The organism is Acinetobacter sp. GRABPA_MV_2 (genome assembly GCF_056725885.1).
Genome location: NZ_JBWZNA010000003.1, coordinates 198775 through 224017, shown reverse-complemented (window position 1 = coordinate 224017; position 25243 = coordinate 198775). Strand labels below are relative to the sequence as shown.

The 25243-nt window shown below is 38.5% G+C and carries 19 protein-coding genes; 5 read left to right on the top strand and 14 right to left on the bottom strand.

Annotated features, from left to right (window positions below):
• Window positions 1-235: 235 nt before the first annotated feature.
• The 7 genes from sohB to ACXM0J_RS04645 all read right to left on the bottom strand — a co-directional run bounded on the left by sohB (window position 236) and on the right by ACXM0J_RS04645 (window position 9885).
• Entirely contained in the window at window positions 236-1198 is a 963-nt protein-coding gene (gene sohB, locus ACXM0J_RS04675) for a protease SohB (RefSeq protein WP_086265406.1), read from the bottom strand.
• Between the two features lie 147 nt (window positions 1199-1345).
• A complete protein-coding gene (pstB, locus tag ACXM0J_RS04670; RefSeq protein ID WP_086265407.1) occupies window positions 1346-2248 on the bottom strand; it encodes a phosphate ABC transporter ATP-binding protein PstB in 903 nt (300 codons plus the stop codon).
• Window positions 2249-2261: 13 nt separating this feature from the next.
• Window positions 2262-3659 (bottom strand): phosphate ABC transporter permease PstA, encoded by a 1398-nt coding sequence (pstA, locus tag ACXM0J_RS04665; RefSeq protein WP_213034430.1) that lies wholly within the window; start codon window positions 3657-3659, stop codon window positions 2262-2264.
• Complete coding sequence (gene pstC, locus ACXM0J_RS04660; RefSeq protein WP_086265409.1) at window positions 3656-5035, bottom strand: phosphate ABC transporter permease subunit PstC; 1380 nt, start codon at window positions 5033-5035, stop codon at window positions 3656-3658. Before pstC ends, pstA begins: the two co-directional genes overlap by 4 nt.
• 99 nt (window positions 5036-5134) lie before the next feature.
• Window positions 5135-6166, bottom strand: a complete 1032-nt coding sequence (locus ACXM0J_RS04655) for a substrate-binding domain-containing protein (RefSeq protein ID WP_086265410.1) — start codon at window positions 6164-6166, stop codon at window positions 5135-5137.
• A 476-nt stretch (window positions 6167-6642) separates the two neighbouring features.
• Entirely contained in the window at window positions 6643-8022 is a 1380-nt protein-coding gene (locus ACXM0J_RS04650) for an amino acid permease (RefSeq protein WP_086265411.1), read from the bottom strand.
• Window positions 8023-8163: 141 nt separating this feature from the next.
• Window positions 8164-9885 carry an alpha-keto acid decarboxylase family protein gene (locus ACXM0J_RS04645; RefSeq protein WP_086265412.1) on the bottom strand — a complete coding sequence of 574 codons (1722 nt, stop codon included), beginning with the start codon at window positions 9883-9885 and terminating at the stop codon, window positions 8164-8166.
• Window positions 9886-10019: 134 nt separating this feature from the next.
• On the opposite strand from ACXM0J_RS04645, the gene ACXM0J_RS04640 reads away from it, so the two are divergent.
• Window positions 10020-10505, top strand: a complete 486-nt coding sequence (locus ACXM0J_RS04640) for an Lrp/AsnC family transcriptional regulator (protein ID WP_004700117.1) — start codon at window positions 10020-10022, stop codon at window positions 10503-10505.
• A 71-nt stretch (window positions 10506-10576) separates the two neighbouring features.
• On the opposite strand, the gene ACXM0J_RS04635 is transcribed toward ACXM0J_RS04640, so the two are convergent.
• From ACXM0J_RS04635 to ACXM0J_RS04625, 3 genes are all read right to left on the bottom strand, one after another.
• A complete protein-coding gene (locus ACXM0J_RS04635; protein ID WP_086265413.1) occupies window positions 10577-12007 on the bottom strand; it encodes an aldehyde dehydrogenase family protein in 1431 nt (476 codons plus the stop codon).
• 286 nt (window positions 12008-12293) lie between these two features.
• Window positions 12294-13826, bottom strand: a complete 1533-nt coding sequence (locus tag ACXM0J_RS04630) for a pyridoxal phosphate-dependent decarboxylase family protein (protein ID WP_017399290.1) — start codon at window positions 13824-13826, stop codon at window positions 12294-12296.
• A gap of 2 nt (window positions 13827-13828) precedes the next feature.
• The gene (locus ACXM0J_RS04625; protein ID WP_002118718.1) at window positions 13829-15202 is read right to left on the bottom strand and encodes a diaminobutyrate--2-oxoglutarate transaminase; all 1374 of its coding nucleotides are present in this window, start codon (window positions 15200-15202) and stop codon (window positions 13829-13831) included.
• 467 nt (window positions 15203-15669) lie between these two features.
• On the opposite strand from ACXM0J_RS04625, the gene ACXM0J_RS04620 reads away from it, so the two are divergent.
• Complete coding sequence (locus ACXM0J_RS04620) at window positions 15670-16371, top strand: SIMPL domain-containing protein (protein WP_086265414.1); 702 nt, start codon at window positions 15670-15672, stop codon at window positions 16369-16371.
• A 47-nt stretch (window positions 16372-16418) separates the two neighbouring features.
• On the opposite strand, the gene ACXM0J_RS04615 is transcribed toward ACXM0J_RS04620, so the two are convergent.
• Window positions 16419-17315, bottom strand: a complete 897-nt coding sequence (locus ACXM0J_RS04615) for a LysR family transcriptional regulator (RefSeq protein ID WP_086265415.1) — start codon at window positions 17313-17315, stop codon at window positions 16419-16421.
• Window positions 17316-17433: 118 nt separating this feature from the next.
• Here ACXM0J_RS04615 and ACXM0J_RS04610 point away from each other — a divergent pair, with 118 nt between their 5' ends.
• Entirely contained in the window at window positions 17434-18009 is a 576-nt protein-coding gene (locus ACXM0J_RS04610; protein ID WP_086265416.1) for an NAD(P)H-dependent oxidoreductase, read from the top strand.
• Between the two features lie 62 nt (window positions 18010-18071).
• On the opposite strand, the gene ACXM0J_RS04605 is transcribed toward ACXM0J_RS04610, so the two are convergent.
• On the bottom strand, window positions 18072-19166 hold the full coding sequence (locus ACXM0J_RS04605) for a fatty acid desaturase family protein (protein WP_002118415.1): 1095 nt from the start codon (window positions 19164-19166) through the stop codon (window positions 18072-18074).
• Between the two features lie 12 nt (window positions 19167-19178).
• Window positions 19179-20249 (bottom strand): ferredoxin reductase, encoded by a 1071-nt coding sequence (locus tag ACXM0J_RS04600; RefSeq protein ID WP_086265417.1) that lies wholly within the window; start codon window positions 20247-20249, stop codon window positions 19179-19181.
• Window positions 20250-20389: 140 nt separating this feature from the next.
• Between ACXM0J_RS04600 and fabR the strand changes: the two genes are divergently transcribed.
• Window positions 20390-21085 carry an HTH-type transcriptional repressor FabR gene (fabR, locus tag ACXM0J_RS04595; RefSeq protein ID WP_086265418.1) on the top strand — a complete coding sequence of 232 codons (696 nt, stop codon included), beginning with the start codon at window positions 20390-20392 and terminating at the stop codon, window positions 21083-21085.
• Window positions 21086-21251: 166 nt separating this feature from the next.
• On the top strand, window positions 21252-22268 hold the full coding sequence (locus tag ACXM0J_RS04590) for an AI-2E family transporter (RefSeq protein ID WP_086265419.1): 1017 nt from the start codon (window positions 21252-21254) through the stop codon (window positions 22266-22268).
• Between the two features lie 57 nt (window positions 22269-22325).
• Here the strand turns inward: ACXM0J_RS04590 and rapA are convergent, their stop codons facing one another.
• Complete coding sequence (gene rapA / locus ACXM0J_RS04585; RefSeq protein ID WP_086265420.1) at window positions 22326-25163, bottom strand: RNA polymerase-associated protein RapA; 2838 nt, start codon at window positions 25161-25163, stop codon at window positions 22326-22328.
• Between the last annotated feature and the right edge of the window lie 80 nt (window positions 25164-25243).

Below are 25243 nucleotides of genomic sequence, written 5' to 3'. Positions count from 1 at the left end.
TCAGTTATATTTTTAAATGTCTAACTTTTTAAATGGTTCATCTAAAAGCTATTTTATTGCTGTTTAAAATATCAAAACCATGTGTTTATCACAATTCAAAAAGCATATTTATCAATAATTATTTTTTACTTTCTATTAAAAATCTAAGCGTATTTAATAAGACAACTTTGAATATTATCTTTATAAAAAAACCAGCATTTAAGCTGGTCCTTTATAACATTTGAATTAGATAAACTTATAGTTTTGGATCACGTACCTGCACAAGCGTCGTGTTCGCTTTTGCTAGGCTTTCCATTACCTTGTTCATGACAGTAGGGATCAAACTATCTGCCATTTGCGCTGCCTGTAAACCCAGCTTTTCACCTAAGGTCGCTTTCTTACGTGTATTAATGACATACACATCATGTTGTGGCAATAAAGCTAATAAATACTCATCAGATGTTTGCAGTTTATCAACAAGGTTAAGATCTAGAGCATCTTCTCCATACCAATGCTCACCTGTAGCCACTTTATCAACATTAAGCTGTCGGCGGTACTTTTCTACAAAGTGTTTAAATAAAACATGAGTTTGTTGAAGCTCTTCTTCAAACTTCGCTTTACCTTCAGGCGTATTTTCACCAAACATAGTTACAGTACGCTTATACTGGCCTGCTGTGTAAAGCTCAAAATCCACATTGTGTTCTTTCAAAAGGCGATTAAAGTTTGGAACTTGAGCAACCACACCTATTGAACCAACAATAGCAAACGGCGCTGCAATAATTTCATTTGCAATACATGCCATCATATAGCCGCCACTCGCAGCGACTTTATCTACGCAGATAGTCACATGAAAACCAGCATCACGCAAACGCACCAACTGAGCTGCTGCCAGACCATAGCCATGGACCATACCACCTGGGCTTTCGAGACGAACTACAATACGGTCACGTCCTGCTTTAGCAGTTGCTAAAATCAGAGTAATTTCTTCACGCAAGTTTTCAACTGCCGAAGCTTGAATATCACCCTTGAAATCTAAAACAAAAATTTTCTGATTATTTTTACGGCGAATTTTAGCTTCTTTAGCAAGTTGTTGAGCTAATTGTAAAAGTTCTAAACGGCTTGCCGTAGTTTGTGCAATTTTTTTTCTCTGTTCATTTACACGTGCATTTAAATGACTAACACGTATTTCTGCAGGGAGTTTAGGCAAATGGAATAACATAAAATTCTAAGCTCATAAGTTATCTTTTATAGCCTTAAGATGTGGTCCTTTTGATTAAAATTCAATAGCGTTTTTGCAAAATAGAGTCATTTTCATTTATAAAATAAAAAAAGAGCACATGGCTCTTTTTCTTTTATTGATTATTAATCAACCGAAACGTCCAGTAATATACGCTTCTGTTAACTGATGGTCAGGTTGAGTGAAGACTTTTTCAGTTGAGTTAACTTCAATCAAATCACCTAAATGGAAATAAGCAGTACGATCAGAAACACGTGCAGCTTGTTGCATTGAGTGAGTCACAATCACAATTGTGAATTGATTAGACAACTCAGAAATGAGTTCTTCTACTTTTGCTGTTGCAATTGGATCGAGTGCAGAACACGGTTCGTCCATTAAAATCACTTCAGGGCTAACAGCAATGGTACGAGCAATACATAAACGCTGTTGCTGACCACCTGATAAGCCTGTACCAGGCTGGTTCAAACGGTCCTTAACCTCGTCCCACAAACCAGCTTTACGTAAGCTGTTTTCAACAATTTCCTCTAGATCGTACTTATCACGTGCTAAACCATGAAGTTTTGGGCCATAAGCCACGTTGTCAAAAATAGATTTAGGGAATGGGTTTGGCTTTTGGAACACCATACCAACCTGAGCACGCAACAATACAACGTCTAGATTTGGGTCATAAATATTGTGATTATCGAGTGTAATTTTACCTGTTACACGGCAACCATCAATGGTGTCATTCATACGGTTTAAAGTACGAAGAAAGGTCGATTTACCACAACCTGATGGGCCAATAAACGCGATCACTTCGTTTTGGTAAATATCTAGATCAATACCTTTAATGGCTTCAAAATCACCATAATAAACATGGGCATCTTGAGCACTAATCTTGATTTCAGTTGAGTTCTGCTTTTTTGAAGTGTGTGGTTCAAAATGCGAAACATACGAAGTGCCATGATTCAGCGGTTTATCTGTAAATTGCGATTGTTCAGTATTCACTAACTTATCCTTTTCTAAGGAATTCGTAATATCAATAGTATTCATGATTTATCCTCTATTACCAACGCACTTCGAACTTTTTACGTAACCAAATTGCAAGACTGTTTAAACCAATCATTAATGCAAGTAGTACGATAATCGCAGCGGCAGTACGGCCTTCGAAGAAGTTACGCAACTCATTACCTTGCCATAAGTAAACTTGGACAGGTAAAGCAGTGGCTTGATCAAATGGTGTTGTTGGAATACTTGCAACGAATGCACTCATCCCGATTAAAAGTAAAGGTGCTGTTTCACCAAGTGCATGGGCAACACCAATAATTGCACCTGTCATAATGCCCGGTAATGCCAACGGTAAAACATGGTGGAAAATCGTTTGGAACTTAGAAGCTCCCAAACCAAGTGCAGCTTGTCGAATAGAAGGCGGCACAGCTTTTAATGAAGCACGCGTGGTAATGATGACAGTTGGTAGTGTCATTAAGCTTAAAACCAATCCACCCACTAGCGGAGCTGATAAAGGTAAATGCATCCAACCAATGAAAATTGCTGCGCCGAGTAAACCAAATACAATTGAAGGAACAGCAGCAAGGTTATTGATGTTAACTTCAATAATGTCTGTAAGAACATTTTTTGGAGCAAACTCTTCGAGATAGATTGCGCTGGCAACACCAATTGGGATCGCAATGATGATCACGATGAGCATCATGAACAATGAACCCATGAATGCACCTGCAAGACCACTAATTGCCGGAGAACTACGAGAGTCAGGATTCTTAAATAAAGTCGTATTAAAGGTACTTTCAAGAACACCTTTTGCTTTTAACTCATCGGCAAGCTTACGCACTTCTGGATCAAGTTGTTGCTGATCATCTGGTAATGAACGATCAATATTACCTTTTAACCAAACATCGACATTCGCATCACCTAAGAAGGTAATATTTTCTTTTTTACCGATTAATGATGGATCTGCAAAGACCATATCACGCAGGCGATAAGCTTCCGAGCTTGCATATAAGCTGCTCAGGTAGTCACGTTGTGAGGCAAGTGCAGGATCTTTAGCAATCATTCCATTTACAATGATGCCATCCCAATCCACCATACCCATTTTAGTTTGCCAATCAACATAACGTTCTTGGTAATGCGCAGGTGTTTCACCTTGAGTACGTACAGGCACTGGACCTGCATCAATTACTTTAGGGTCAAAGTAAATTGGAACATTCATACTTGTTTGCCAAAAAGCAGGTAAACCTTTTGCCAAAATACTACCGAACAAGAGAGCAACAAATGCAAGACCAATAACGACTGCCGATAAACCCGCAAAACGGAAAGCTTTTTCTTTGCGATGGCGTTTAGCCAAAGATTTTTCAATAACCTGTTTACGTCGTTCACGTGTTTCAGCAGCAGCTTTCGGATCAAATACGTTCTGATCCATAGGAGATGATGTATTTGATGTACTCATTCGTATTGCTCACGGTATTTACGCACAATGTACAGTGCTACAATATTTAATCCCAAGGTAATAACAAATAGTGTTAAACCTAGTGCGAATGCAACCAATGCTTGCGGACTTGAGAAGTCTGTATCTCCAGTCAACTGTTTTACAATAGTGACTGTCACTGTCGAAACAGCTTCAAATGGATTTGCGTGTAAAAGTGGACTGTTCCCTGCTGCTAAAACCACAATCATGGTTTCCCCAACCGCACGAGAGACTGCCAATAAGAAAGCACCTGTAATACCCGGTAAAGCTGCCGGTAATACGACTTGACGAATTGTTTCAGACTTAGTCGCACCCAGCCCTAAAGAACCGTCACGTAGTGCACGCGGGACTTGAGTAATAATGTCATCAGACAAAGATGACACAAACGGGATAATCATAATTCCCATTACAAAGCCAGCAGTTAAAGCACTCGTCGCATTAATTTCTAAGCCAATATAAGCACCCGCAGCTTTAAAGAATGGTCCAATAATCATCATGGCAAATACACCATAAACAATTGTTGGAATACCAGCTAAGACCTCAATTGTCGGTTTTGCCCATGAGCGGAACCATGGTGAAGCATATTCAGCTAAATAAATTGCGATCATTAATCCAACTGGTACAGCAACGAGTAGAGCGATACCACTGACCATGAGCGTGCCCCATAGCAATGGTAATAAACCATAACTACCTTCAGCATTGCCAGAAGTACTAAAGCCTGGGTTCCATTCTGTGCCAAAGAAAAAGTCCATTGGACTTACAAAACGGAAGAAGTGCATTGCTTCGCCAAACATCGACATTACGATACCGATGGTGGTTAAAATCGCAACACCAGAACATAAAATCAAAGCAACGTTAATGGCACGTTCAACTTGGTTACGAGCACGATATTGTTGGCTGATTTTTTTCTTTGCCCAAACCAAACCTAATAAAGCAGCACAAATTACAACAGCAAATTTGGCAAAAGAGCCAATCGTTTGAAATTTGGAAAACTGTTGAGCAGCTGCTAATTCGTAAGCTGCTGGTTTATCACTCACCCCAAAGCCTGAAGCAATTGATTGAACACGATCAACTAATACACTTCTACCCGCTTCATCCAGAGAAGCACTTACAGACGCCGGAATATTATTAAAAATAATATGATTTAAAATACTTGGTTCAACTAAGTTCCAAATGATCAAAATTAAAAACGCAGGGATACCGCACCAAAGACCAACCAGTGCGCCATAATAACCAGGACGAGAATGTAACGTCGCCGAGTTGCTTCCCTTACCTGCTATGTTACGGCTCTTTCTCAGCCCAAGTTGATATGCAATTGCCACGAGGGCTAACAACACACCGATAAGTAGCAGATTCATGTACTCTCCACTGTTTTCTCAATTGTCATAATTTGGAAAAACAAGTTAGACAAAAAGGCTGATGAACTCTTAAGATCACCAGCCTTCATTCAAACTAACTTATTTAACAGTTTTACCTGCTTTAAAGTCAGCCAAAACTTTTGCACGTTCAGCATCAGACATCGCGATTAAACCATCACGCTCAGCTTTAGAACCTTTACCAGTCGCTTTCTTGCTTACGAAATATTCTACAAATTGCGGTAAGCCTTTAACTGATTTTAAGTGTTCGCCTTTCACGTAGAAGTACAATGGACGCGATACAGGATATGTACCATTCAATACTGTCTTCTCAGATGGAACAACGTTGTTTACTGTTGCTACACGTAACTTGTCACGGTTCATGTCATAGAAACTTAAACCAAACACACCTACTGCACTTGGAGAAGTTTTTAAGCGTGCTAATGTTTCTGTATAGTCACCAGCGATTTCAATTACACGGCCATCTTTACGGAAAGTAGAACATGCTTTCTTCTGAGCATCTTTATCTAAGCTCTTGAAGTATTCATATGCTTCACAACCAGCTTCAACCATTTTCTCTTGGAAAACTTCACGAGTACCGTGGTTAGATGCAGGAATTACAAGAGTAATCGGTTCATTTGGAAGTGTTTTATCGATTTGATTCCAGTTTGTATATGGGTTTGGAACCAATTTACCTTTTGAAGGTAACTGTGCAGCTAAAGCAGCAAACACGTGGTAAGGTTTTAATTTATAAGCCGCTTTGTTTGAGTTAGACGCGAATACAATACCATCGTAACCAATTTTGATTTCTTGAATTTGTTTTACACCAGCTTTGTTACAAGCTTGAATCTCAGTACTCTTAATTTTACGAGAAGAGTTCGCAACGTCAATTGTGTTATCGCCAACACCTTGACAGAATTGTTTCAAACCAGCAGAAGAACCGCCAGAACCCACTACAGGAGTTTTAAATTGAGGGAAAGTATTACCAAACTCTTCAGCTACAACGCTGGCAAACGGTAATACAGTTGAAGAACCAGCAATTTGAATCGTATCACGAGCTGCATTTGCAGTCGTTGTTACAGCTGCCCCAGTTACTGCTAACGCAATTGCGATTTGACGTGGATTTAAGCGCATTCTGTTCTCTCTCATTAATGCAATAGGTTGTACGTCACTTTTTGTTGAGTGCTTGTACGCTCTTTAATAGCTGCATTGTGAATAGAAAATATGACAATTAAGTTACAGTATGATGACGCTTTAATGATTTCAATATTGTTAATTGTCACATTATTATTTTTTGACTACTATCAACTATTTAATTCAATCGTAGTAGGTATTTTACCGTGTATATTAGTCTGTATTATTACACTCATTAAAAATATAAGTTTTTTGTATTTATAAAATATAAAAAATAAAGATGTTATAAATGTATTAAAAAACGATAATTTAGTTATTTTTAGTTTGATGATTAAAATAATTTTTGTTTAAGGAAATGGTTATTAAAATATTTCTAAAAATAATAATTTCTTTGTAACATGAAAATAATATGACAAAAGATAAAGGGTTACTTGCCTTATGTCAGGTAACCGCAATATGATTGTCAATTTAAGCGATCAACTCGATTGTACTTCTGGCATCGCAACCATTTTTTTACGATATTTTAATAAATACGTAAGCGCTAAAACAGCCAGCCAAATTGGACCTAAAATCACGGCAAGTCTCATATCTGGCGTCATTGCCATAATAATAAGAATAAAACATACAAAGCTAATGGTTAAATAGTTACTCCATGGGCTAAGGATGCTTTGAAATTTGGTTTGACGCTTTTGCAATTTCATTGCTTTAGTAAATTTCAAATGAGTCACTGAAATCATGAGCCAATTAATAACAAGTGCAGCCACCACAAGCATCATAAAGAGCTGAAAAGCTTGACCAGGAATCAGATAGTTCACAACTACACATATTGCAGTGATAGATGCAGAGACAACTGCTGCTGGAACCGGAATACCGCGACTGTTTACTTTTTTCAAAATTGCAGGAGCATTACCCTGCTCTGCCAAACCATGCAACATACGACTATTACAATAGATACAGCTGTTATAAACTGAAATAGCAGCAATCAAGACCACAAAGTTTAAGACGTTCGCAACACCGTTACTATTGAGTGACTGGAAAATCATAACAAATGGACTGCCGCCTTCTGCCACCATATTCCATGGATAAAGACATAAAAGAATACCGATTGCACCGATATAAAAAATTAAAATACGGTACACAATCTGATTTACTGCTTTAGGTATAGTCGTTTCAGGTTTCTTCGTTTCAGCTGCAGCAATACCAATTAATTCCAATCCGCCAAATGCAAACATAATGACAGCTAAAGCCATGACAAAACCGTGAATCCCATGTGGGAAGAAACCACCGTGTTGCCATAAATTTGCAACACCTGCTTGCGGACCTGCTGAGCCTGAAAGTAAAAGATAAGCACCGAAACCAATCATACTTAAAATGGCAATAATTTTAATGCAGGAAAATAAAAATTCGGACTCCCCAAAAAAGCGGACATTTACCAAGTTAATGCCATTAATTAAAATAAAGAAAAATAAAGCAGTCAGCCATGTCGGAATTTCAGGCCACCAAAACTGTATAAACGTCCCAATCGCACTCAATTCAGCCATGCTGACGAGTACGTACAATACCCAATAGTTCCAGCCAGACATAAAACCAGCCATTTTGCCCCAATACTTGTTCGCAAAATAACTAAAAGAACCACTGACCGGCTCTTCAACAACCATTTCACCTAAATGACGCATAATTAAAAAGGCAATAATTCCAGCAATTGCATATCCTAATAAAATTGAAGGACCAGCCAGTTTAATCGTTTGGGAAAGACCTAAGAATAACCCTGTACCAATCGCCCCTCCGAGTGCGATGAGTTGAATATGCCGATTGGATAAGCCTTGTTTTAACTCGTGCTTATTGTTTGCATCCATAACATTATCTCCAATGTTGGTGTCACTTCCTGTACACCTTTATTCAGCACCACATCCGAAGATCAGGAACCGATCTTCGGACATAAATTTACTGTAATGTGAGTCCATTTAATTTTTGAGAAGACGTGTCCTGTCTTCTATTTAAAAAGAGATTGCATCCTTACATTTAACTGGTTGGGAACGCTCCTTTAAAATTTCGTAGCCGCGATCACCGTAGTCAAAACGTGCAATCACAGAAGCAAATTTTTTCAAACTCACCGGTGCATCCATTGCTGGTAGTTTTAATTCAATAAAGGTTAATTGATCATTTTGCTGAACATTGTCTAAAACGCTCTTCAGCTGGCCAACGGTTTCAACCACATAAGTTGTATGGCCTTTTTTACCGTTAAATACCGCAGGAATTTCAGTGTATTTCCAGTTTTGCACATCGTTATAGGCCGCGTTTTCGCCCATAATTAAACGTTCAATGGTGTAGCCGCCATTGTTCAGCAAGAAAATGATTGGTTTTAAACCGTGACGGATAATTGTAGAAAGCTCTTGTACCGTAAGCTGGAATGAACCATCACCAATAAACAGAATTTGACGACGTTCAGGAGCAGCCAACAAACTACCAAGCAAAGCCGGTAAGGTGTAACCAATAGAACCCCAAAGCGGCTGTGCAATATATTTAGCTGTGGCAGGAAGCTTTATTCCTGACAAAGCAGAGTTTGATGTCCCCACTTCACCAATAATCACATCATCTTCTTTTAAGAACCCTGAAATGTAGTTCCAAAGCACATCTTGGCTAAGCTTCTGTTGAGCTGGCGCTTCAATTACTTTCTGAGGTTGTTTTTCAAGAAGAGGTATTGTCGATTTACGTGGCGCAACTTTTTTATTTAGCTCGACAAGTAATTGTCCAATTTCAATACCCGGAAAATCCTGACCAAAAATATTCAAGCCATAAGATTTAATTTCGATGTAGTTCTTGGTCTTAATTTGATGAGTAAATACAGCTGAGCCTACATCGGTAAAGCGCGCGCCAACACCAATTAAACAGTCAGATTGTTCAATGATATTTTTTACATGCGGTTGGCTTGCTCCACCCACATAAGTTCCGATGTAAAGAGGTGAGCCTTCATCCATAATATTTTTTGCAGTATTCATGCCTGCAAATGGAATTGAGCATTTTTGAGACAAATCATTTAAAAGTGAAGTTACACCAAAAACTGAAGCTTCATTATCAATAAGAAGTGCAGGACTCTGAGCATTTGCAATAATGTCACAAAGTTTGCTTACCACACTCTGCAATAATTCAGGTTCAACAGCTGGGTAGCTTAAGTCAAGCGGACGCTCAGATACTTCAATCTTAACGTGAGTAATATCGCCTGGTAGTTGAATGTGCACAGGACGGCGTTCAAGGAAACACTGACGTAATACACGGTCAATTTCAAAGGCTGCATTTGCTGGAGTTAAACGTGTTTGGGCAACTGTGAACTCTTTCATACAGTTCATAATATTGTCGTAGTTACCATCGACAAGCGTGTGATGTATTAGTGTGCCCTTTTGAACCGCATGTAAAGGCGGAATTCCTGAGATATGAATAAGAGGTACATTTTCTGCATAGGCGCCTGCAATACCATTAATTGCACTTAAGTCACCTACACCATAAGTGGTTGCCAAGGCAGAAAAACCGTTAATTCGTGCATAACCGTCTGCTGCATAGGCAGCATTTAATTCATTACAATTTCCAATAAATTCGAGTTGTGGGTCTGCTTCAACTTGTTCTAGATATGAGAGGTTAAAATCACCAGGTACACCAAAAAGATGTTGGATACCCATTTGTTTTAAACGAAGATTTAAAAAGTCACCGATTTCTATGAACATTGCTCTATATCCTTTGAGACCAATTTTTATTCCATAGAAAAATAATATTTCATCTATCTTTTAGATTTCGTGCATAATGAAAACGCATTTTAATAAAAATACATGATTTGTGTATCATAAAAGGATTTTATGCAATGGATAAGTTCGACTGGCAAATCATTCAGGCACTACAAAAGAATGGACGGCTCACCAATCAGGAAATAGGCGATTTAATTGGTTTATCTGCGTCGCAATGTTCAAGAAGAAGGCAGCTACTTGAGCAAAAAGGGATAATTCTAGGCTACACTGCGCGCATCCAGCAGCAGGCGCTAGGACTGGAAGTTACAGCGATGATACATATTAATCTAAGAACACACGAGGCAAAATCACAGCAGGCTTTTCAAGAACTCATTGAAGCTGAAGACAACATTCAGGATGCATTTTCAATTAGTGGTGATGCAGATTTTATTTTAAAAGTCGTTGCAGAAAACTTAGAACAGCTTTCTCAATTTGTGACTGAAAGATTGCTTTCTTATAATTTTATAGGTCACATAAAGTCTTACATTGTTCTTAAAAAAATTAAAGAACAGAATCATTTTTTAATCAAACCTAAAAGCATGAGCTATCATCACTCCCAATAAGTAAGCGAAGCTTTTCTCCCATATAGATAAAAATAAAAAGGCGGATACTAGATCCGCCTTAAAATGAATATTTAGACTTTACTGATATGAACCGTTTGCCCAATCGTATTTTCAAGCAAACCTTCTAAGCCAAATTCAGCACCTAAACCAGACATTTTCCAGCCGCCAAAAGGCGCATGAGGAAGAACTTCTGCATGGGTATTAATCCAAACAGTTCCGCATTGAAGCTGACTAGCATAAATCTGCGCTGCTTTAAGATCAGAAGACCAAATTGAGCCACCTAAACCAAATTCACTATCATTGGCACGAGCAATAGCATCGTTGATATCGGTATATTTTAAGACAGGTAATACAGGACCAAATTGCTCTTCTTGTACCACGCGGCAAGAATCAGAAACTTCAGTCAAAATAGTTGGTGCAATAAAATAGCCCTGCTCTGGTAATTGTTGTTGCCCAGACAGCGCTTTTGCACCCTGTTCAATGGCTTCGGCAATAAGTGCTTTCACTTTATTATATTGCATTTGGTTTTGTACTGGACCAAATGTTGTAGAAGATGCCATTCCGTCACCCACAACTTGAGCGTTGGCAATATCAGCTAACTTTTGAGATAAAGCTTCATATTGGCTTTCATGCACGTATAAGCGCTTTAACGCAGCACATGTTTGACCAGCGTTTAAGAATGCAATATTAAAAATCTTAGCTGCAATTTCATCAATATTTGCATCTGGTAATACAATACCAGCATCATTACCACCAAGCTCTAAAGTTAAGTGTTTTAGCTGCTGAGCTGCACCAGCCATAATGTGCTGACCAGTTCGAGTTGAACCCGTAAATACAACTTTTTGTACATCTGGATGAGAAGATAATGCTTCGCCAATCTCACCAGCACCAACCACAATCGAAATTACACCAGCAGGAACTTCTTGCTGAATGATTTCACATAAACGCAAAGTCGATAGTGGCGTGTATTCAGAAGGTTTGCTAATCACAACATTACCAGCACGCAAAGCAGGCATGATGTGCCAAACCGCAATCATCAGTGGCCAGTTCCATGGCGTAATTGAAGCCACTACACCTAATGGTTGACGATGACGTTCAATACGCTTGGTTTCGCTGTCTTCAATTATTTCTACAGGTAAATCCATAGCAGCGGCATAGCGAGTCCAGCCAATTGCACCCTGCACTTCCATTTGTGCAAGTGCGAGTGGCTTACCTTGTTCAAGCACAACCAACTCTGCAAGCATTTCAGCATGCTTTTCAATACCGTCAGCAATTTTATTTAAAATTGATTTACGTTCATCGTGCGAGACTTGTTGCCAAGCTTTAGATGCCTGTTTAGCTGCACTCACTGCTTGATTTACCTGTGCAACCGATGCTTTTGCACAACGTGCAGCAGTTAAGCCAGTAGCAGGGTTAAGAATTTCTAGCTCACCTTGTTCACCTGAACAAAGTTGACCGCCAATAATAAGTTTAAACTCATTGAGCATATTCGCTTGTTGCATTTCTTCTTCCTTGTCTTAATTGTAATTACAGCCACTTACTTTTTTCAGTTAAAGCGGGATTATTAAAAGTAAGTACGATATTGATATATCAATGTGACCAAAAATATTGGGGACATACCAATACAATAAGAAATTTGCTCCCCATAAATCATGCATAATTATTTTTGTTTTGTGAAAATATGCATGATTTGTGCATGTATTCTTTTCTTCATACACAATTCAAATAAAAATAATCTGCAATAAAAAAGCTCGGTAATAAACCGAGCTTTTTTTGTTATCAACTCAATTAGTCAATTGGTGGTACATAGTTACCAGAAGCAATTGCATCTTTAATGCGGTCAGCTTCAGCCAATACTTGACCTAAAAGGTTTTTAACGTTTTCAAATGTCACAACAGGGCTTAATGTTGTCATTTTCAATGACTGTACATTACCAACTTTTGTTACACCGATATTTGCTTCACCACGTGCAAACAATTCGTCCGCTACGTTTTGGTTTAAGCTATCGATAAACTCAGCTGGGTAGCCTTGTGGAACAACGCGGAATAATACCGAAGCAAACTGTGGTTCAACCAAAAGTTCTAAACCATCAGTTGCCTTGATGTAATCTGCAACTTCACGAGTAAGTTTTACACCATGGTCAATCATTGAACCATAAAGGTCTTCACCTAGTGATTCGATTGTCATCCACAATTTCAATGCATCAAAACGACGAGTCGTTTGTAATGACTTAGACACAAGGTTTGGTACACCGTGCTCTTCGTCATAAGCAGAGTTCAAGTACTCAGCTTCATAATGCATGAAACGATAGTTCGCTTCGTCTTTTAACAAGAACGCGCCACAGCTAATGCTTTGGAAATAATGCTTATGGAAGTCAAGGGTGATCGAGTCAGACAACTCAATACCATCAAGCATTGCACGATAGTCATTTGACAGAATTAATGCACCGCCCCATGCCGCATCGATATGCATCCATGAACCATATTTATTGGTAATTTCACGGATTTTCTTCAATGGGTCAATTGCACCAGCATCAGTCGTACCTGCTGTCGCAACGACACAAGCAACAACTTTACCTTCAGACTGAAGATGCGCCATCGTTTTTTCGAGAGCATCTACATCCATTTGTGCATTTTCATTCACAGGAACAGTCACAACTGACTGGAAGCCCATGCCCATCATTGCCATGTTCTTTTGTACAGAGAAATGTGCATTTTCAGAACAAATGACTTTGACGTTTTTCATTGCATCGGCAGGAATACCATCACGCTGTACAGACCATGGATTACCATTTTCGTCTTTCCAGTTTTTCGAGATGCACCAGTCACGAGCAAGTAACACACCCATCAAGTTAGATTGAGTACCACCAGAAGTGAAAACACCAGCCTGGCCAGAACCATAACCTACTTTTTGACGCAACCAATCAATGAGCTGAACTTCCATTAATGAACCTGCCGGGCTTTGATCCCATGAGTCCATAGATTGGTTAGTTGCATTGATTAACACTTCCGCAATCTGGCTCATCACCATGGTTGGGCAGTGTAAGTGTGCTAATGAATGTGGATGGTGTACTTTCAAGCTTTTATTCAAGAAAAGCTCAATCATACGTTGAAGAGATTCTTGTACACCCATACCCTCTTTTGAAGGTTGGAAAGAAATTGCTGAACGCAATTCTTTAATGCTACCACCTGTGTACATCTTTTCATTTTGCAACCATGCTGAAACGGCTTTGACCGCTTCGCCCATTGCTGACTCATAGTCAGCAATGGATTGTGCATCATTGCAGAGTAACGCTTTACGATGTTCTGCAAAATCCACCATACTTATGCGCCTCGTACTGCAACCAGTGCTTCTGCAATTGCTTTCTTAAAGCGAGCAACTACTTCAACACATTCGTCTTGAGTAATGATTAACGGGCAAAGTAAACGAATTACCGTACCATTACGACCACCTTTTTCAAGCAATAATTTATTGTTGAAACAAGCAGTTTGAATCGCAGCAGCTAATTGTGAATCAGCAGGATGTGAACCAATACGATCAGCTGGTTTACGCTCGTCAACGATCTCAACACCGATCATTAAACCGCGACCACGTACGTTACCGATACATGGGAATTCTTGAGCTAATTTTTTAAATTCAGCTTGTAAGAAGTCACCACGCTCTTGCGCATTTTGAGCAAGATTTTGTTCGCTAATCGTTTTTAATACGACAAGACCAGTACCCATAGCGAGTTGGTTACCACGGAAAGTACCCGTGTGACCAGCAGGTTGCCAAGCATCAAATTTACGTTTAATACCTAATACTGCAAGTGGTAAACCACCACCGACTGCTTTAGACATTACAACAACATCAGGTTCAATACCTGCATGTTCAAATGCAAACATTTTGCCTGAACGTGCAAAGCCAGCTTGAACTTCGTCTAAAATTAAAACGATGTTGTGCTTTTCAGTCACTTCACGGATTTTTTGCAACCATTTTACTGGAGCTGTAACTACGCCACCTTCACCTTGAATCGCTTCAAGAATAACAGCAGCCGGTTTTGTTACACCGCTTTCTACATCTTCAATAAAGTTTTCAAAGTAGTAAGTTAAAGCGTCAACACCAGCTTCCCCACCTAAACCAAGTGGACAGCGGTATTCATGCGGATATGGCATGAATTGTACGCCAGGCATTAAACCGTTAACTGCATTTTTTGCACTTAAGTTACCAGTCATAGCAAGTGCACCATGGGTCATACCATGATAACCGCCAGAGAAACTGATCACTGAACTACGGCCAGTGTAAGTCTTAGCAAGTTTAATTGCTGCTTCAGTTGCGTCTGCACCAGCAGGACCACAGAACTGCAAGCAATATTCTTCTTTACCACCAGGTAAATATGCTAACAATGCTTCAGTGAATGCATCTTTTAAAGGTGTGGTTAAGTCTAAAGTATGCAATGGCAAACCACTTGCCAATGTATCTTGAATACTTTGAATCACCGCAGGATGATTATGACCTAAAGCCAATGTACCTGCCCCAGCTAAACAATCAAGGTACTGTGTACCTTCAACATCAGTAACCCAGCATCCTTGTGCTTTCGCTATCGCTAACGGTAATTTACGTGGATAGCTACGAACATTTGATTCCATTTGACTTTGGCGAGTCAAATAATATTCATTAGTAGCATTAGTGGCAGGGTTAACGGAAGTAACGCTCATATCGGATTACCATCTCTGATAGGGGTAGAAAGAAATAAGTCTGGTGACGATTGGTCCTTTGACTCGGTGCTTTATAGAACTAGCAAAGACACTTATTTTATATCTTGTAACTAGGAGCGCGATGATACCTAATTTTACAAGAAAAAAAACGTCTTTTATGTACTTTACTCATCTAATCTTATTGAAAAAATGTATCATCCCAATAGTTATGATGAATTATCATCATACTATGTGACAACCTAAAGAAAATATTCTTTTTTTATATTACTTTGATTTTTTAGTTTACATTGAAATATTTTATTTTTAAGTTTCTATTTTTTAAAAAGATTTTATCTTGACCATCATTTAAAAACCTGATCTCAATATTACAAATACGCCACAAAATCTGCAAAAGTTATGCATAAGTTATGTTTAACATTTCTTAATGAAAAAAATTAAATTTATATTAATTTTTAAAGGAAAAATTTATGCGTACTTTAGCCGTATCAACCCTTCTTTTAGGTTCCCTCCTTAGCCCTTTAGTTTTTGCTCAGGATGATAATGCTTTGAACTACAATATTGTAAATGTACAAGCCGAAGCTTCTCGCCAAGTTTCTAATGATGAAATGCATGCGACTTTATATATTGAAAAAAGTAACAAACAACCAGCTGAACTTTCAAATCAAATTAATCAATTAATGAATCAAGCGCTTAGCGTTTCTCGTAAATATCCTCAAGTAAAAGTGGAAACTGGTGCTCAAAGCACTTACCCAATTTACGATAACGATAGCAATAAGTTAAAAGAATGGCGTGGCCGTGCTGAAATCCGTCTTGAAAGTAAAGACTTTAAAGCCGCTAGCCAGTTAGTAAACGAATTACAGCAAAACTTCCAAACTCAATCAATTAACTTTACGGTTTCTGATGAACAACGTAAAAAAGTTGAAAATGAGTTGATGGTTGAAGCCTCTAAAAACTTCCAACAACGTGCTCAAATGTTGACCCAAGCTTGGAATAAAAACCAATATACTTTAGTCACTCTAAACCTGAACACAAATAACTATTTCCCACAACCTGTAATGCGTGCCAGTATGGCTAAGTTTGCCGTTGCCGAAGCTGCACCAGCTCAAGACATGGCAGCTGGTGAGTCTAAAATTACTGTGAATGCAAACGGTTCAATTCAGTTTAAATAAATTACCTTTTCCAGCCCAAGCAAGTGATTGCTTGGGCTTTTTATTAACTAACTTTCCCCATCTACATACTCTGCAAAAGCTTGAGCCAAATAATCAAAAAGCGCTCTGATTTTTGGAATTTGTCTAAAGCCTTCATGAATAACCAGCCATAGATCATATCGATGAATCTCTAGGTCTGGAAGCAGTTGAACAAGCTCTGAGCATTGATTTGCTATAGGGCACTGAATAAAACCTACTCCTAAAGCGGCTTTAACTGCTGAGAACTGAGCAGGATGACTATCGGTGCGTACTTTGAATTGTTCATTTTTTATTTCAGGTAGAAAAATCCTAATCATTTCTCTTTCAAGAAGATTATGGTCGGGTCCTATCAAATCATGCTGACTTAAATCTGCTAGACAGGTGGGGTAACCTTTACGCTGTATATAATCTCGATGTGCATATAGCCCCAATGGCACCTCACCAACCTTTTTGGCTACAAGCGCTTCCTGAACAGGAGGATACATCCTGATTGCCAGATCAACTTCTTGCTCAAGTAAGTTGGCAGAAGCATTGTTTAAAGATATTTCGATATTAACGTCTGGATAAAGTAAATGGAATTTTGAGAGCATTTGAGGCAGAACAAGCGTGCCTAAGAACTCCGATACACTCACTCGCACACTGCCTGCAATTAGATTTAAGGGGGCACTTGCTGTACGCATAAAATGGTAAGAAGCACGTTGCATAGCCCGAACTGGCAGTTCAAGAGCTAGCGCATGCTCAGTCGGTTTCAAGCCATGAACAGAACGGCTAAACAAAACAGTTCCTAGATGTTTTTCAAGCTGTTCTATACGTGTTCGAACAGTGGGTTGTGTAACGCCTAATTTACGAGCAGCTGCCGAGAAACTCCCCTCTTCTAAAACAACTAAAAAGAATTTCTGATCATCCCAAGAAGTCTGTTTGTTCATCAAAATTCTTTCATCTGCTCAATTAATTTAGTTAATTTTATTATAGGTCTACTTTTTTTATGATGTGAATATTGTTTTTGCATGTGATTAATCATCATAGAAATTAAGGAGACATACTATGAATAAGCCACTTTTACTGGTCTTTCATCCCGATTTAAATCAGTCCAAGGTTAATCGTGCTTTGGTTGAAGCATTAAAGCTTCAGAACCAAATCAATATTGTTGATATTCAAGAATTGTATAACGGATCTCTAGATATAATGAAAGACGGAGCAATTGAAGCTCAACGTCTAATCTCTGCGTCACACATTATTTTTCAGTTCCCTATCTATTGGTATTCAGTTCCTCCGATTTTCAAAACTTGGATGGATGCGGTTTTAACGCGGATGTTTTATCTTTTTTATGAACAGGAAGGCCAAAATATTGAAGGTAAACCACTTTACCTACATGTTACGGTTGGCAATTTGAATTCAGCTTATCAAAAACATGGTCAAAATGGCTTCACCATAGATGAGCTGATGGCACCTTTAAAAGCTACTGCACAACGATGTGGATTAATCTGGCACACACCTCATGTTGTTTTTAATGCAAATCAGTTAGATGAAAATAATATAGAAAAAGAAATTTCATTATCTTTAAAGCAGTTTGAACAGTGGGATATATTCAATAATGCTCCTCTTACTTCTTCATGCTAGTGCTAACTATAAAAAACGCACTTCTGAAAATCAGTAGTGCGTTTCGAGGTTAAAGTAATATCTTATTTTTTAAAAGGTAAAGCGTATTTAAAGATACGGCCTACCACCTGTCCAAACTGTTTAGCCAGACTTGCATTGTTATAATTTAGACCATATTTTTTACATACAGCTTCAACTTTTGGAGCCATTTGGCGATAACGACGCGCTGGAATATCAGGGAATAAATGGTGCTCAATCTGATGGCTCAAATGTCCGCTTAAAATATGTAATGCTTCTGAACCTTTCAAGTTAGAAGAACCACGAATCTGGCGCATATACCAGTGACCACGGCTTTCTTCTTGTAAAACAGACTTTGGAAATACTTCTGCATCTTTTGTGAAGTGACCACAGAAAATTATCGTAAATGTCCAGATATTACGAAGACCATTTGCAACCAAATTACCAGTAAATACAGGCAAAGCTGCTGGACCTGCAATTAAAGGGAAGAAAACATAGTCTTTAAAAAGTTGTTTTCCAATCTTTTTATTAACAGGTTTTAATTCTTCCAAGAATTTTGCCATGCTCTTACGTTTATAAAGGACACGTCCAATTTCAAGATTCTGAATAGCTACGCCCCATTGGAACAATAAACAAAATGGGATGCTATAAACAGGTTGAAGTAAGAAACCTGGCTTCCAGCGTTGCTCTGGGAATAAACGAAGTAAACCGTAACCAATGTCATCATCAATACCTTTAATATTGGTATAGGTGTGATGTTTATAGTTATGAGTTTGGCGCCAGTTATCAGAAGTACCAACTGTATCCCACTCGTAAGTTTGACCATTAAATTTAGGATCGTTCATCCAGTCATATTGACCGTGCATCACGTTATGACCGAGTTCCATGTTTTCCATAATTTTAGAGAAGCCTAATAGGCCTGTTCCCAAAATCCACGCTGGTGGGAACCAGCCTGCAAACAAACATGCTCGGCCTAGAAAGCTACTATAACGAATTGCAGCATAAACACGGCGGATATATTTAGCGTCTTTCTCGCCCAAATCATCCAATACTTCTTGCTTGATCTGATCGAGCTCTTTTGCAAATGCATCAAGTTCTGCTGGAGTCAAATCTCGATTTTTAGGATTTTTAAAATATTCGACTTTCACTGGCATATTCATAAGAGTTCTCTCTTAAAGATCAATAACTAGATCGGATTGTGCTGAGTTCACACAAATTTTGAGTAATTGGCTTGGTTCAGTGTTTTCACTACCGTTGAGTAAATTACGTGTTGAACCTTGTGATTTATTACAAACACATTTATTACAAATTCCCATACGGCAACCATGGGTTGGTTTAAGGCCTTCATGCTCAAGACTAACCAGAATTGACTGGCCTTTAGGAATTGCAATTACCTTATTAGACTCGGTTAATGTGACATTCACATAACCAATATCATCAGCAGAGCTTTCATTTGTTAAGCTAAAGGCTTCTGTTAAAACAGCTGGAGCTTTTTCAAAAAGTTGCTCAACAGTCGCCACAAAACCAGAAGGTCCACACGCATAAATTGTGCTGTTTTCGACATCATCAACTAAAGCTAAATGCTCTGCATTTAAACGTTCATCATTTGGGGTTTCTTGTGTATAGAAAACCTGATAATTAAAGTTCGGATATTGCTGTGCAACTTTTTCAAAGTATTCAACAAAAGCCGCATCTGAACGCTGTTTTACCCAATATAAAAGTTGTACCTGAACTTTATCTAACTGCTGACTTTGTTTAATCGCAGTAATTAGACTCAACATTGGGGTAATGCCACTACCTGCAGCCAACATAGTTAAATTCGATGTTTTGATGTTTTGTTGCATGTCACCATACGGTTGTCCAAGCTCAAAAACATCACCAATTTTGCTTTCAGAAATAAACCAGTTACTGACAATACCATCAGCAACTTTTTTAACTGTTAAACGTAGGTGCTGCGCATCAATTTGCGTCAAACTATAAGTACGTTCATAGCGACGACCAGCAATTTCTACAATCACAGGATGATGCTGGCCTGCAACACCCATTTTTACTAGGCGGTTGCATTTTAGCGTCAGGCTCACCATGTCATGAGCGACAAATTCTTTTTTTACAATTTGAACAAGTCCGTGCTTTACAGACCATAAAGGATTAACTTTTTGTAGCCAGAAATTAGCCATTTCTTTATCAAAGATGGCTTGTGTCAATGAATTGAATAGAGAATTTCTCTTTTCGATTGCTTGCATAACTGAAGGCTCTGTCGCTCTTTTTTAATTATTATACACATGTATATATATTTGTATATACACCCGTACTTTTAATTACAATTTCACAAGTTCAGCTTCTAAGGCTATAATCCTGAGAGTTTACAAATATATTGAACAGCATGACCCAATCTTCACTTTCTCAGAACCTGAATGACACACCTCAACAACAAGATGTCATTGAAATTAAAACAGCTACGCGTTCTGTTGGAAGAAAAGCGACAATTACTAAAGAAGAACTTTTTCAGGCCGCTCTAAACCTTATTGGTCCGCAAAAAAGTATTGCTTCATTGAGTTTACGAGAAGTAGCTCGAGAAGCAGGAATTGCGCCTAATAGTTTCTATCGACATTTTAAAGATATTGATGAATTAGCAATTTCTCTAATTGACCGTGCAGGTATTGTTTTACGTAAAATCATCCGTCAGGCTCGCCTACGTGCTTCCTTACAAGAAAGTATTATTCGTAGTTCTGTAGATATTTTCCTTCAACAACTAGATGCCGATGAAGGCAATTTAAGTTTATTACTACGTGAAAGTTTTACAGGTTCTGCTTCTTATAAGGCTGCTGTAGATCGCCAGCTCAACTTTTTTCAGCAAGAGCTACAAGAAGATTTAATCCGTCTTGAGCGCTTAAATAACAATCACCTTTATCACCCAGACCTCGTTGCCAAAGCAATTACTCAACTTGTGTTTCACATGGGTGCCAAAGTGATTGATTTACCGATCAATCAACGGACAGAAGTTGCTGAACAAACCATGATTATGATTCGAATGATTTTAGAAGGTGCTCGTCATTTGGATGAAGCAAAAATTCGCTAAAATCCCCTAATGAATGGCTTGTTGATGAACAGGCCATTTTTACATCTAACTCCCCTATTTTCCAATAAAAATATAATTCACTGATTGAAGCGAATAACTTGCCAGAGTATAAATAATCATTCCGTTTGCTCTTTCTCCTATATTCCCAACGATCTCAGGGATCCACATGCAAAATTTGAATAATCGTCAAAGTCTGATTGCAAGCTACATTCTTATGGGCATCTTTTTGCTTTCGGTTATCCCATTACATCTATTAGCAAGTTTTTTTGCAGGCTTTCTCATTTATGAAATTATTATTAGTTTAAGTTCGGTTGTAGAACGTTATATTGATGGCCAAAGAGCCCGTATTTTTATTAGTATTTTATTAAGTATCGTCACCATCTCACTTATTGGTTTTTTCATTACCAGTCTGATTAGTTTTGTTGTATACGATCTAAAAGGCGTCGGATTACATAGTATTAATAGTAAAGTTGATCAAACCTTACTTCATTTACAAGCAGAAATCACAAAATATCTTCCAGGTTATATTCCTGATAGCGTGACAGATCTAAAAGACGAAATCTTTGCATTTATGAAAGATAACGTCACCACCCTAAAAAATACCAGTTCCGATATTTTGCATAACTTCGTGACTATGGTCATGGGATTAATTATTGGTATTTTGGTGGCGATACATGGTTTTCATCGCCGTACGCCTCAGCCTGTTTTTAAGTCACTGCTTATCCAACGTATTCAAAAATTATCAATTTCATTTAAAAATGTTGTTTTTGCCCAAATAAAAATTTCAGCTATTAACACGCTGCTCTTTATTTTGTTTGCATTTATTTTATTACCGCTGTGGGGAGTCCATCTTCCTTTTGCAAAAACTTTAACCATTTTGACCTTTATGTTTGGACTGATTCCAATTTTAGGTAATCTGATTTCAAATACTTTGACATTTATTGCCGCTCTTACCATTTCTCTTGGACTAGCAGGAGCAGCATTACTTTATCTCGTTCTTGTTCACAAACTTGAATATTTTATTAATGCTAAAATTATTGGGCATAAGATCAATGCCAATGCATGGGAAATTTTATTAGCAATGCTAGTATTTGAGTCAATTTTTGGTTTAGGTGGTTTAATCGCTGCTCCAATTTTTTATGCTTATTTAAAATTAGAGTTAAAAGATGCCGGTCTCATCTAACTCAAAATCAATATATAAAAAAAGCGCCCTCTCGGCGCTTTTTTCATTTTGAGTGAGTTACGGCTTAACCACCACTAACACCTGAATTGCTTCTGGTGTAACAGTTAAACCATCAAGTAAGCTCAAGCCTTCTTTTTGCAGTTTTTGTAAACGTTCAATTTCGTCTTGACGAATACTTGGGTTAAACTGTTTTAAATAAGTTAAACGGTCAATTTCATATTGCCATTTATTACCATAATGTTCTTTTGCTTGCTGCTGAAGCTGCGGTAAATCAACTTTCGCAATTTCTAACGCTTGTTTATAGCGCTGCTCAATGATATCACGACGAGCTTTAACTACTTGGCGGCAGCTATTGCCATCTAAGTGATGTAAATATGGTTTTAAAATTGTCGGATCAATTTTTTCAGATAAATCCTGACCATTTTCACTTAACAATACACGAATAAGCTGCTTAGGTAAGCTTGATGGTAAATTCAGTGACTTCGGTGCAACAACATCCACTTTAAACCAGACTTCAATTAATACTGAACCCTGCTTTAATGCATTAGATTTAAGTACAGCAACATTGGTACTACCAAATGATTGCGTACGGATCATTTCCATAACACTTTCAATGAATGGATGCTCTAAAGTTAAATATTGAGCATCTTCACGAAGTTGAGCTTGATCGCGATAGAAAGTTGCTGTCATACCTTCTTCGTCTAATGCCAAACCTTGCACTTGCATTTGGTCGGTCGGTTTAATAATCACCGTACCATTACTTTGTTCATCAAAATCGATATTGGTTGATGACATGAAACGCTTCACAAACATTGGCAGCGTTGTATTGTCGTCATAGTCTTCAAGAGCTTGAACAATTTCTTGTGCCACAATAGGACGACATGAATTATATTCAAGTAAACGATCTCGGCCAGCTTGAAGTTCAGCTTCTAAGGCTTGACGTTGAACATTCACCTCTTCAAGCAAATCTTCAAATGTTTGACCTTGGTCTGCAAGTAAACAGTCTTTTAACTCAACAATAAAGTTTTCTTGCAGCGTTTGTGCTGTTGGAGAAATATTGCTGAAAATATTCAGAGCTTCATTATACCAACGGAACATACGCTCTTGAGCTGTTCCCACAAGGTATGGCACATGAATTTGAATACGGTTTTCTTGCCCAATACGGTCTAGACGTCCAATACGTTGCTCTAAAACATCTGGGTTAGCTGGTAGATCAAATAAAATTAGATCACTGGCGAATTGGAAATTACGGCCTTCCGAACCAATTTCTGAACACAGTAAAATCTGCGCACCATAGCTTTCTTCAGCAAAATAAGCAGCAGCTTGGTCACGCTCAAGTAAGCTCATGCCTTCATGGAACATTGCCGTACGAATGCCTGCATGCAAACGCAACACATTTTCTAAAGACTCAACCACTGGTCCACTACGCGCAATTAAAAGCACTTTTTTATGCTTAAGATCTTTGCGTAAAATTTCCATTAACCATGGCACACGCGGATCATTTTGCATCCATGAACCATCAATTTGTGCTTCTTCAGGCCACATTTGCTCACGCAGTTTGCCATCTTTTGACCAATCTTCTGGTGCTGGTAATGGTGCTGGCTGACAATCACGACCTGGGAAGCCCTGAATAGCTTCACGTGTATTACGGAATAAAATACGTCCAGTACCGTGACGGTCTAATAATTCGTGAATTGCTCTAAAGCGTTGATCTGGCTGGTCTTCAATGCTGTGACCTAACAAACTTTCTAAAGCAGATAAATGCTCTGGTGTTAGAGCTTGATCCGACATGAGCACTTCAGCAATTTTTGCAGTCTGCTGGTACTGAGTCTCTTCATCTAAGAAGCGCTCTAAACTACTAAAACGCTGTGGATCAAGTAAACGTAAGCGAGCGAAATGACTTTCTACACCTAATTGTTCAGGTGTTGCAGTGAGTAATAATACTCCTGCTGTATTTTCAGCGAGCTCTTCAATTAAATCGTAGCGATCATTACCGCCTTCTTCTTCGCTCCACATCAAATGATGTGCTTCATCGACTACGAGCAAATCAAAACCAGCTTCTATGGCTTGCTCACGCAAATCATCATGGTCAACCATTAAGTCAACGCTGGCAATAATGCATTGCTCAGTCAAGAACGGGTTAAGCTCTGGATCATGTTCTTTAATAGATGCAGTACGCGTTAAATCAAACAAAGAGAATTGCAAGTTAAAACGGCGACGCATTTCAATCATCCACTGATACTGAAGAGAATCAGGGACTAAAATCAGAATTCGTTCTGAACGACCAGTTTTAAGCTGTTGGTGGATAATTAAACCAGCTTCAATTGTTTTACCTAAACCAACTTCATCGGCAAGTAAAACACGAGGAGCAAAACGTTTACCAACTTCATGTGCGATATAAAGCTGATGAGGAATCAAACCAACACGGGCACCGACCATACCACGTAGAGGGCTGGTCTGCATTTGCGCTTGCATCAACATCGCTTCAATACGCAGGTCATACCACTCTTTATAATCAACTTGACTTGCAAGCAAACGATCTAAAGGTTTAGATAATTGAATTTGCGCACCAATACGCGTTTCATTGAGTGCTTTACGCTCTTGCTCGCCATTTTCTAAAGTACGAACAACGTTGTAACGCAAAACGCCATGACGATCTTCAACAGACTCAACGATCCACTTCTGGCCTTCTTGATCTTGAACTTCATCATTCGTATTGAAGATGATACGAGATAGTGGCGCATTATTACGTGCATATACACGTGTCTCATCACTTTTGGGGAATAAAATGCTGACAGATCTTTCATCTACATCAATAAGAACACCTAAACCGAGCTCAGTTTCTGTGTCTGATAGCCAACGTTGACCAATAGCATACTGCTGCAATTTTTCCACCTTTCTCTCAAGTTCGCACTACATATTGTACGATGCAAATTAGCTTATTTTTGCATCTTTTTATGTAGTCTTTAAAGCAA